Origin of the sequence: Methanosarcina sp. 2.H.T.1A.6 (genome assembly GCF_000979455.1) — an archaeon.
GTDB lineage: Archaea > Halobacteriota > Methanosarcinia > Methanosarcinales > Methanosarcinaceae > Methanosarcina.
Map to the genome: position 1 here is coordinate 69180 of NZ_JJOY01000051.1, position 10739 is coordinate 79918.

Here is a 10739-nt window from a genome sequence, read left to right on the forward strand (position 1 = left end):
TTTTGGTGATATGATGAGTGGGGAATCCTTTGACCAGTCTATGATTGATAAAATTGTAGCTACAGCTGAAAGCGACACTATAGAATCCAAAGTTGCAAGTCTTGAAGAAGAGGTAACTGAGATCAAAGGCTCTATAAAAAATCTCCTTATGGACATTAGGGAAACGATGAGTGTTCTTGAAAACCCTTTCCAGAATATTCAGGGTATTGCTAATATTTCCGGTGCCATAGTAAATCCCAGGCCCATTGATGATGGGGACAAAGAAGATACAAATGAAAATGAATCCGATGATGCCGATCTGGAATTAATGGAGCAGGTCCCTAAGAGTCCTTTTGAAGATATGAAGCAATCTGCTCAAAAACTGCCTAAGAGGAATGACTCTAAACTTATTGATCCCCTGGCCTTTTACAATACTATTGTCTGGAGCAAGGACATGGTGGAGAAATATGACCACGGGGCCATAAAGGAATTAATTGAAGTATTCTCTCTCTTAGGATATATTCCCGGTGATATTAAGGAGATTATTCTTAAAGTCATTGAGATCCTGATCAAAAACAACGACCTTGATGGTGCAGTAGTGGACCTTTATAGACTTTATCATATACTTTATCCCGAAGATCTTTCTCTTGACTCTAAAATACTGGGTCATGTCCTGAATGAAAATGATATGGTGAAGAACGCATGGCAAAGGAAGTCATAACTTCAGCAATACTCGTAATGGTGAGTGTTATAGCTGCAGTGACTTTTGTTAATGCCATTCTTCCTTCTGTATATGGTCTATCCGAATCTTATAACTCCGTTGCACATAATATGGAAGATCAGTTCAAAACAGATCTCGATATCATATTTATTTATCCTGAAGAAAACAATGTTTTCGTCTGGATAAAAAATGTCGGGTCATCAAATATACCCCTTTCACAGCTACAACACTGTGACGTTTTCATTCTTTCTTCTTCAAACTACTGGAACCCCGGATTTGAATCCAATTCGACTCCTTCATGGGAATATACTTTTGAAAATGGAGACGGAGATACCTGGGATCGTGGAGAAACTATTAAGGCAGCAATAAGTCTTGACTCTCTGCCAAGTGATATTTATCAAATTACCTTTTTCCTTTACAATGGGGTATCAACATCAGATACATTCTCAAAGTGATATTATGGGCCTTGATACAGTAATCGTAGCGTTCTTTGTAGTTGGAACGATTCTTGTTGTAGCAGGTACTGTAACAATGGGGACCAGTAATCTTCTCGAATCTTCTTATGACGGATACGTAGCAATTCATGAAACAACTATGAATAGGCTTCATACCAGTATTGAAATACAAAATATACGGTTTAACGTTTCAACAAATCTTACCAGTTTCACAGTTGTAAATACAGGTGAAACCAAATTAATCTACCCCGGTCTCTGGGATGTTATCTTAGTTAAAAATGGTACGGTGTCCTATTTGAATAAATCTCAGTACAACATGACCTCTAATAAAGAGATAATAAATCCCGGTATTCTGGACCCGCATGAAAGTATTAACGTTGAATTATTAATTGATCTTGAATCCAATGACAGTTTTATTGTAAAAACTATCACTGAAAATGGTATCGTCTCTTCCGCAGAACATGTGGCAGGTGAGTAAAATGGGACAAACAGAGGAAAAAAATAATATTATTTCAAGTGGCAATGATGAAATTGATAAAAAATTAGGTGAGGGTATCCCTATAGGTTCTCTTGTGCTCATTGAAGGCGAAAACGATACCGGGAAGAGTGTATTCTGCCAGCAAATGGTGTATGGCGGATTGAATCAACTTTACAGGATAGCATATTATTCAACCGAGAATACCATTAAAAGCATGCTGGCGCAAATGGACAGTCTGAGCCTCGATATCTCGGATTTCTACAGCTGGGGCTATTTCAGGATTTTTCCGGTTCATCTTGATGGTGTTGAATGGACTTCCGATCAAATGAAAGGGACCCTGCACCTTGTTATAAATCATATTAAAAGTGTCAAAGAACGAGTCATTATAATTGACTCCCTCACAATGTTTACTACTTACTCTGATGAGGATGACATACTTGGATTCCTCACAAGTTTGAAAAATTTGTGTGATAAAGGGTACACAATCTTCATTACTTTGCATCAACACGCTTTCAAAGAGGACACACTTGTTAGAATTCGGTCTTCATGTGATTGTCACCTATTTCTGAGAAAGGAACAGCTCACTGATCGCTATATTAGCGTTATGGAAGTCTCCAAAATAAGAGGTGCTAAGAAAAGCACAGGTAATATAGTGAGTTTTGAAGTCCAGCCTGGATTCGGTTTAAAGATAATTCCAATATCACAGGCAAGAGTATAAATTTTTTTAACGTAACTGTCCACTTATGGGGTTGACATGGATATTATTGAGGATAAGCTGAGTATTGAAGAGAAGCTGAGTATTGAAGATGGTCGTGCACTTAATGCAGGAGTATATACAAATTTTCCGTTTAAACCAAAAAAATATGATGGGCATGACCATTCAAACCTGAAAACCTGTAACCTTTACAAACTTCTCCCTCCGGAAATGAAAAAGGAGGTTGAAATCAACCTTCATCTTCTGGAGTACTTGCATATCCTGCCCATAGATACAATGGGTATACCCAGATATGTTCCCAATCTTGAATCAAAACACGGCGATATAGAGGATCCCAATCTGATATACAAGGTTAACGACCAGATATACGTTCACATTTATCCAAACAAAAACGACGTAAGGAATTTCTACATTCCTATTGAGCCTATACTTCTTACAGGAGTTGGACGTCTCATTAAAGAAGTAGAAATCAAACTTGTAGATTACCTTACAGGGATTGAGTTTGATCCTGAAAATTTAAAAGAAAAAGAAAGGATACTGAAAGAATCCTTAGATGCTATTTGCATAATAGGCAATAAAAAGCCGATTGACAATTCTACTTCCGGGGTCAAAAAACTATTCGGGTCCAGATTATTTCCAGTTAAGGATGATCCGGATAAAAATCATATGTACATAACAAAAGAACATTATGAAGCGCTGAAATACTCAGTTCTCAGGGACAAAATCGGCGTGGGTTTCCTTGACCCTTACATAAATGACAACAAAATTGAAGATATTACCTGTAATGGTCTCGGCCCCATCTTTATTGAACACAAAGTGTTTAAGGGCCTCAGGAGTGTCATAGAATTCAACGACAATGATACCCTCAACCAGTTTATTATCAGGCTTGCAGAGCGGATCGGAAAACCCATCACTTTCAAAAACCCCATAGTGGACTCCACACTCCCGGACGGGTCAAGAATTAACATAGTTTTTGGGGATGATATCAGTAAAAACGGGAGTAATTTCACCATAAGAAAATTCGCTGACATTCCATTCAGTATTCTTCAGGTTATAAAAGGCGGAACCCTGGATTACAGGATGGCAGCTTACCTGTGGATTCTTATCTCTGAGGGAATGAGTGGTTTTATATGCGGTGAAACCGCGAGTGGAAAAACAACTACGTTGAATGGTATTACAGCATTTATAAACCCTGATTCTAAACTGGTTTCAATTGAAGATACGCCTGAATTGCAGATTCCTCATAAAAACTGGACCAGAGAAACAACAAGAGGAAGTACAAGGGGCGGAGGAGTAGGAGAAGGCAGCGGTTCGGATGTTACAATGTTCGACCTTCTCAAAGCAGCATTGAGGCAGAGGCCAAATTACATCCTTGTCGGAGAAATCCGAGGAGTTGAAGGAAACGTCGCATTCCAGGCGATGCAGACCGGGCACCCTGTCATGTCAACCTTCCACGCTGCAAACGTAGAAAAATTGATCCAGAGACTTACAGCTGACCCTATAAACATTCCTAAAACGTACGTGGATAACCTCAACTTTGTCATAATCCAATCTGCGGTCCGGAGGCCGGATGGCAAACTTGTGAGAAGAGTCCTCAGTATAAATGAGGTTCTCGGATATAATCCGGATAAGGGTGGAATTTCATTCATTGAAGCCTTTTCCTGGGATCCTGTTACTGATTCATTTATTTTCAGTGCTCTGGGAAGTTCATATATCCTTGAAAATAAAATTGCCACAAGGCTTGGAATTCCTGGCAAGAAAAAGAAAGCAATTTATGATGAAATTGAAAAAAGAGCAAAAATACTGGAGAAATTAAACAATGAAGGAATTGTAAATTACTACGACTTTTTCAATACGGTCGCAAAGATTACGAAACATGGTATTCTGAGGATTCAATTCTAAATGGTGATTTAGATGGGAATCTATAGGGTAAAAAACATTTTCAACAAAAAGTCTAATTTACAACCTATTTTAGACTGGTTTTCTCTTAAACTCAGACGTTACAAGAAAGAACTCTATATGAGTAACGATCTGCTTTTTACTCTTACTTATATGGCGTCAATCTCAACTGCTAATCTAACAAGAGACAAAATATTCACAAGCATATCTGATAAGAAAGAATATTGTCCAAGTAAATATTTTAATCAGATTAAAGAACTGGCTCTGAACTGGCATTATGATTATGCCAATGCATGTGAAATCATATCCACAAAAGTAACTCACGATAGACTGCGGGAACTTCTTAACAGGTTATCAAACGCTATAGCTGCAGGAGAACCTGATAATGAATTTCTAACCAAAGAATGGAAATTATTTAAAACAAAAAGAAAAGATGAGTTCGAAAGAGACCTTGAAACCACTAAAGAATGGTCAAACGCTTACACAGCATTGCTTGTCTCTACATCCCTTGTAGCTATAATTATCTTACTTTCAGTAATTTTGTATAATGTTGGTGACCCGGCGGATACGCTTTACTCCACAATGGTTATTGTATTTTTTATGGCGTTTCTTGGGGTAGGATTACTTTTTTCATCCTCTCCTAAAGATTCTAAAGTCCATGGTTTAAGTGTAAAATCAAAAGAGCAGGTATTCATTCATAAGTGGATTCCTCTTACACTTGTTCTATCCACTCTGGCTGTTATAATATTCACCATTATACCGACTTTTATCGGTTCACCTGAGTTTTTCATTGATATTAAAGGAGTCGGAATGATTCTTGCAGGAGTTATTATGATACCTGTCGGAATTGCGGCAAATAGAGATATTGATAAAATTAACAAAAGGGATGAAAGTTATACCACTTTTATAAGTAGCTTAGGGTCTATTATAAGTGGTTCCGGTCTGACAGTTCCAAAAGCCCTTCTAAAGATCGATCCAAAAAACCTTGGAGAGCTTAAAGATATGAGTCAGGAGCTCTACAAGAAACTGGCAACCGGGCTGGATCCTACGCTGTGCTGGGAAAGATTTGTCGGAGAGACGGGCAGCTATTTGATCTACAAATTTACAAATGTTTTTGTAGATGCTGTAAATTTCGGGGGTAATGCAGAAGTGGTAGGAGAGCTTGTGAGCTCATCCAACCTTGAACTGGTTCTTTTAAGAATGAAAAGGGAACGCATATCCAAAGGATTTACCAGTCTTGTCATACCTCTGCATGTAGCAATGGTTGCCCTTCTTCTTTTTATCGGCCAGATCCTGACGATCTTTTCTACGATTATATCATCTCTTTTTGCCCAGTTTGATGTTACTGACTCCGAACTTTCAGGTCTACCTACCAGCATGGGTAGCATGAATTTGGGCATATTTGGCGGAGTTCCTCTCGATTTACTTAACCAATTTGTTATAATAGTTATTATTATTCTAACGATTGCTAACATATTAGCAATTGTTGCTGTAAAAGGGGGACCAATGTACTTAGTAATTTATTACAGTATACCTATATTTATTCTTTCAGGGGTACTGATGATTATAACTCCTCCTTTAGTGAAAATGGCCTTTTCATTTAATGGAGCACTTGATAGTCTTGCAGGAGGCTTCTAAATATGGATTTAAAAACCATATATGAAACAAATTTTACGATCTTCATAGGTATTTTTGTAACTCTGGTTGTAATGGGAACAACAACTCTATACGATAAATATAAAAGTAAAGGCGGATCCTCATTTGATCTCGAGGAGTTTAAGTTTTTTTCGAACCTGAACCAGAAAATAACAACTTTCAGTTCGGAGGGCTTGAAGCATTTTTCTGAGTATTGCAAAAAAATTAGCAGCTTTATCCCGAAAAGATCAGGTTCAAGTCTGAAAATGTCCAGTTCAGCCCAGAAAAAATCCCGCTTAATCCATGGTAACTCCAGCAAAAAGTATCTTGAAAAAGTGGAAACAATATTCTTTAAAGCAAAAGATACTGGTCAGAAACTGTTTGTTAACTTCAAAAATAAAATTTCATCTATTTCATCCACTTTACCTCGAAGGAATAAACAAGATGAAGGAAAATTTGTTTCCTTATCTAGTAAAATGGAAACAGATTCACAGTTTAATGCAAAGGATCGTGTCAACAATCTTGAGAAAGTAGTCGAATCCAAAAAAGACGAATTAGATTTTGATGATGACCTTCTAACCAAAATGTCTACCACAGACACTTTAAAAAGCAATATTCCTGAAGCTAATACGGCAGATCCGTTTTTTAGTGATATGGCTTCAGAACTTGGTGAATCACTTGATAATGACTTAATGTTCGATGGAAATGAATTTGATATTAAAATTGATGGACTGGATAATGAATCTGATGAAGATAACTTCTCATTTGACGACAATTCGACAGAAATAAAGTTTGGTGATGAAAGTGACAGTCTATTAGACTCACTTAAGAAGGAAATCGTAATTTCTAAAGAGAAAAAGGTCAATTTCATGGGTGATATGCAAGGAGAAGATCTGGATTTGAAGCTGATGAAATCCGACCTTGAAGGCATTCTCAGGGATCTGAAAAAACAAGGACGTTATTCAAAATCATAACTGATCAACGGTTTATAACGGGACTGATAACAAATTCTCAGTACTCAAACTGATATTCTAACTTATATAACAAAAATATATTGTACAATAATAAGCAAAGTGAGTGATGAAAAATGGTAGATGCAAAATATGTCGGACTTATAGTTTTAGCAGTGTTTTCAGGATCAATGCTCGTATACACATGGCTGTCATTGTATAACAGATTTGATTCCAGTGTAATGTTCTATGCAGCGCTTCTTATCCTCTCTTTTTCTCTGATGCTGGTAAAGAGGCAAACGCAGGTATAAAATATGTTCTGAGGATTTCAAAAGACCTGAAAAATCAAAATCCGTGTGTAAATTCCAATCTTTCTGTAAATCAATCGGAATCTGGTGGAATTGAAGGTTAATTGAAATCCTCTTCCTTTATATTTTCTCTCCTACAATTCTCCCATCTCTTTCTATAATTCTCTTTGAGCATTATAATCTTTTAAAATCAGGTTGTTTCTGATTAATTGTTTTATCTATACCGGAAGCCGTAGAGAATCTTTCAGTTTTCTTTTCCCGCGCTGCACATGGACGGGGGCCTGTCAACCAGATAAATGCCATTCTTAACCCTGAAGCACACCTTTCCAATTCAAGCAAATATAACTGCCTCCACAGATTTTCTGGCGGCTCATCAAAAAAGACGCCCGGAAATCAGGAAAAGGAAATCAGGAAAAGGAAATCAGAAAAAGGAATTCAGAAAAAGGAAATCAGAAAAAGGAAATCAGAAAAAGGAAATCAGAAAACAATAGCGAAAAGAAGTATCAGGTTATTATTTACCTGTTTTCTTCTTTTTCACTGTTGTTCTCCATAATCAGGCCGCCTGAGCTCAGTTCACTGCTCTAATCCATAAATTAGTCCTCTTGAGCGAGCGAAAAGGACCTCGTGCTGTTGCACTTACAGTGCAACTCCCAGAAAATCTCCGATTTCCTGTGATCCCGAAGCGAAACTCGGGTGCCGAAGCTTACCTGACAATTAAGACTACTGCGCCTTTTACATCAAGAACTTCTACCTCACGGCCTCCGGAGATTACTTCTTTCCGGACTTCAACTGCTGCGGGTTCGAGTTCTATTGCTTCGCCGTTTACAGTAACGGTTATTTTTCCTGAAGCTGCCTGAGCCTCAACTGCAGCAGGGTCTTCTGCCTGAAGAGCTTTCACAACGGCTCCGGCATCTTTTCTGAAGCGCGGGCCCAGGAAACCCATATTGGGCTTTACCTCTACAGGCACATACTCAAATGAAGGAGCACCTTCCATAAGTTCCACTTCTGAGTTCGTAGCCCCTGCAATATCCCCTGTATCGATCCTTGCATTGTAGATCTCTATTTTTTTCAGGGGAGAGTTCAGAGCCATTCCCAGGTCTGATTTATACCTGCGGACCTCGCCTGTGATCTCCTTGATCATTTCGCCTGCGGCTTCAGCTTCTTCGCTTATCAGGCTTTCATTGACTGCAGGCCAGGCCTGTATATGCACACTTTCATTGCTGAACCTGGAGTACATCTCTTCTGCAAAGAAAGGTATGAACGGAGCAAGCAGAAGGGAGAGGGTCTTAGTTGTTGTGTAAAGTACATACCGGGCCGCTCTCCTACCCTCCGTATCTCCACCGTAGAGCCTGCCTTTCACAAGTTCCAGGTAGTTATCTGCAAGGACCTCCCATGCAAAGCCCCTTATAGCCTTGAATGTGGAATCAAACTGGTATCCATCAAGCTCCTTTGTGGCAGTGTCCACAAGCCTGTTAAGCTTGCTCAGGAGCCACCTATCGATTGTAAGGAGTGAATCCAGGGGGAAGTTTTCAGCATCTTCAGGCCCGTAGTCCTTTAAGTGGGACATCGAGAATCGGTAGATGCTCCACATCTTCTGCAGGAAACGAGAGGCTGAAACCACATCTTTCCAGCGGAACATAACGTCAGAGCCTGCGGAACCTCCAACAGCACCCCATTGTCTGAAGGCGTCAGCGCTGTGCTGTGCAGTCACTTCTTCCGGAGAGATTACGTTTCCGAGAGACTTGCTCATCTTATGCCCGTCAGGTCCGAGAACCATCCCGTTGATCACTATGGAATCCCAGGGCCGCTTGCCTTCAAGAGCCAGGCTCCGCAGTATTGTGTAGAAAGCCCAGGTTCTTATAATGTCATGTCCCTGAGGACGGATCTGTGCAGGCAGGCGGAGCTCGTGTTCGCTTTCCCAGCCCGAGACGTGCAGGGCAGTGATCGAGGAGTCCATCCAGGTGTCCAGTACATCTGTCTCAGGTTCAAACTCAGTTGAACCGCAGGCACAGGCTCTTTTTGGTGCATTTTCGTTGGGGTCGATCGGGAGCCAGCTCTCTTCGGCAATCATGACCTCTCCGCACTTTTTGCAGTACCAGATGGGAATCGGGGTTGCAAAGATCCTCTGCCTGGAGATACACCAGTCCCATTCCATCGTGCCTGTCCAGTTCTGGAGCCTGACTTTCATATATTCAGGGTACCATTTTATCTCATCTGCAGCTTTCAGGATACCCTCATGGTTAATTTTTACGAACCACTGGGGCTCGGAAAGGATTTCAATAGGAGTGTCGCAGCGCCAGCAGAGCCCTACATTCTGATCAAGGGGCTTCTGGTCATAGAGGAAACTCCCGGCTTTCAGGTCTGCAATTACAGCTTCCCTGCATTCGGTCAGGCTCATTCCCTCATATTTGCCTGCTGCTTTTGTCATCTTGCCCTGTTTGTCGATGGCTTTTACCAGAGGCAGTCCATACTTTAACCACCAGCGCACGTCCTGCTTGTCCCCGAAGGTACAGATCATAACAGCGCCGGTCCCGAATTCAGGCTCAACAGCTTCGTCTGCAATCAGTGGCACTTTCTGCCCGAAGATAGGTACTGTGAGGGTCTGCCCTACGTATGCTTTGTAGCGTTCGTCTTTGGGGCTTACGGCCACGGCAACACAGGCTGCCATCAGTTCTGGCCTTGTAGTTGCGATATCTACCTTATCAAAGTGGACAAAGTTAAGTTTCGTTTGCCCGGCATCATACTCTACTTCTGCAAAAGCAATGGCAGTTTCACAGCGGGGGCACCAGTTGACAGGGTGGTCTTCGTGATAAATATGCCCGCCGTTGTACATTCTGACAAAGGACTTCTGTGTCTTTACAAAGTATGAGGGCTCCATGGTAACGAATTCGTTGCTCCAGTCCACGGAAAAGCCCAGACGCAGCATTGTTTTGCGCATCTTGTCGATGTTTCCTCCCGTAAGCTCCCTGCACATCCTGCGGAACTCCGCTCTGGGAACCTGGTTTTTCGTAATGCCATGGATTTCTTCAACCTTAACTTCCGTTGGCAGGCCGTGGCAGTCCCAGCCCTGGGGGAACATTACGTTATATCCCTGCATGCGTTTGTATCTGGCTATAAAGTCTATATAGCACCAGTTGAGCGCGTTTCCGATGTGAAAATTGCCTGTAGGATAGGGAGGCGGGGTATCAATAATATACTGGGGACGGGTATCTTCTCCCCAGTTGAAGTGGTACATGGAGAGGTTCCACTTCTCCATCCACTTTTCCTCAACCTCGTTTGCGTTATATTCTTTTGGAATTTCCGATTCTGTCATAAAGACACTCCATGATTGGGAAATAAGTATAAGAATTTCTTGGGTTTTAGAGTGCTTGCGATTATTTAAATATATCTGGTTTTGGATGTTATGGAAATCTCTGACTGTGCAGGAACTGTCAGATTATATTTTTAGTTTCTGTTGATTGTATTTTTTTCCCGGGAAAACGGATTCCATAAATTAAAATATTTTCATTGGTCATCGGTTAAGAACTTATTTCCATCTACCAATAGTGTTTTTCATGTCTCATTCTCATTAAAACCATTCTTCTCTAAACCTTTCTCTG

Annotated in this window: 8 protein-coding genes; 7 read left to right on the forward strand and 1 reads right to left on the reverse strand. The window is 40.5% G+C overall.

Going from position 1 to position 10739, the window contains the following annotated elements; all coding sequences use genetic code 11:
* Positions 1-10: 10 nt before the first annotated feature.
* From EO98_RS16525 to EO98_RS16555, 7 genes are read left to right on the forward strand one after another with little or no spacing between them, the layout of a single operon-like run.
* Positions 11-700: a hypothetical protein gene (locus tag EO98_RS16525; RefSeq protein WP_048140712.1), complete on the forward strand. Its 690-nt coding sequence runs from the start codon at positions 11-13 to the stop codon at positions 698-700.
* Positions 682-1155, forward strand: coding sequence for a hypothetical protein (locus tag EO98_RS16530; RefSeq protein ID WP_048140710.1), 474 nt, complete (start codon positions 682-684; stop codon positions 1153-1155). Before EO98_RS16525 ends, EO98_RS16530 begins: the two co-directional genes overlap by 19 nt.
* Before the next feature lie 4 nt (positions 1156-1159).
* On the forward strand, positions 1160-1633 hold the full coding sequence (locus EO98_RS16535; protein WP_048140709.1) for a flagellar protein FlaF: 474 nt from the start codon (positions 1160-1162) through the stop codon (positions 1631-1633).
* 1 nt (position 1634) lies between these two features.
* Complete coding sequence (locus EO98_RS16540; protein WP_048140707.1) at positions 1635-2351, forward strand: ATPase domain-containing protein; 717 nt, start codon at positions 1635-1637, stop codon at positions 2349-2351.
* Positions 2352-2387: 36 nt separating this feature from the next.
* The gene (locus EO98_RS16545; protein WP_048140705.1) at positions 2388-4250 is read left to right on the forward strand and encodes a type II/IV secretion system ATPase subunit; all 1863 of its coding nucleotides are present in this window, start codon (positions 2388-2390) and stop codon (positions 4248-4250) included.
* A 12-nt stretch (positions 4251-4262) separates the two neighbouring features.
* Positions 4263-5885 (forward strand): archaellar assembly protein FlaJ, encoded by a 1623-nt coding sequence (flaJ, locus tag EO98_RS16550; RefSeq protein WP_048140703.1) that lies wholly within the window; start codon positions 4263-4265, stop codon positions 5883-5885.
* 2 nt (positions 5886-5887) lie between these two features.
* On the forward strand, positions 5888-6856 hold the full coding sequence (locus EO98_RS16555; protein WP_048140700.1) for a hypothetical protein: 969 nt from the start codon (positions 5888-5890) through the stop codon (positions 6854-6856).
* 987 nt (positions 6857-7843) lie between these two features.
* On the opposite strand, the gene EO98_RS16565 is transcribed toward EO98_RS16555, so the two are convergent.
* Positions 7844-10453, reverse strand: a complete 2610-nt coding sequence (locus tag EO98_RS16565; RefSeq protein WP_048140696.1) for a valine--tRNA ligase — start codon at positions 10451-10453, stop codon at positions 7844-7846.
* Positions 10454-10739: the final 286 nt, after the last annotated feature.

Coding starts and splice junctions, on each gene's coding strand:
- EO98_RS16525 (WP_048140712.1), top strand. CDS start 11: ATGATGAGTGGGGAATCCTTTGACCAGTCTATGATTGATAAAATTGTA.
- EO98_RS16530 (WP_048140710.1), top strand. CDS start 682: ATGGCAAAGGAAGTCATAACTTCAGCAATACTCGTAATGGTGAGTGTT.
- EO98_RS16535 (WP_048140709.1), top strand. CDS start 1,160: ATGGGCCTTGATACAGTAATCGTAGCGTTCTTTGTAGTTGGAACGATT.
- EO98_RS16540 (WP_048140707.1), top strand. CDS start 1,635: ATGGGACAAACAGAGGAAAAAAATAATATTATTTCAAGTGGCAATGAT.
- EO98_RS16545 (WP_048140705.1), top strand. CDS start 2,388: ATGGATATTATTGAGGATAAGCTGAGTATTGAAGAGAAGCTGAGTATT.
- flaJ (WP_048140703.1), top strand. CDS start 4,263: ATGGGAATCTATAGGGTAAAAAACATTTTCAACAAAAAGTCTAATTTA.
- EO98_RS16555 (WP_048140700.1), top strand. CDS start 5,888: ATGGATTTAAAAACCATATATGAAACAAATTTTACGATCTTCATAGGT.
- EO98_RS16565 (WP_048140696.1), bottom strand. CDS start 10,453: ATGACAGAATCGGAAATTCCAAAAGAATATAACGCAAACGAGGTTGAG.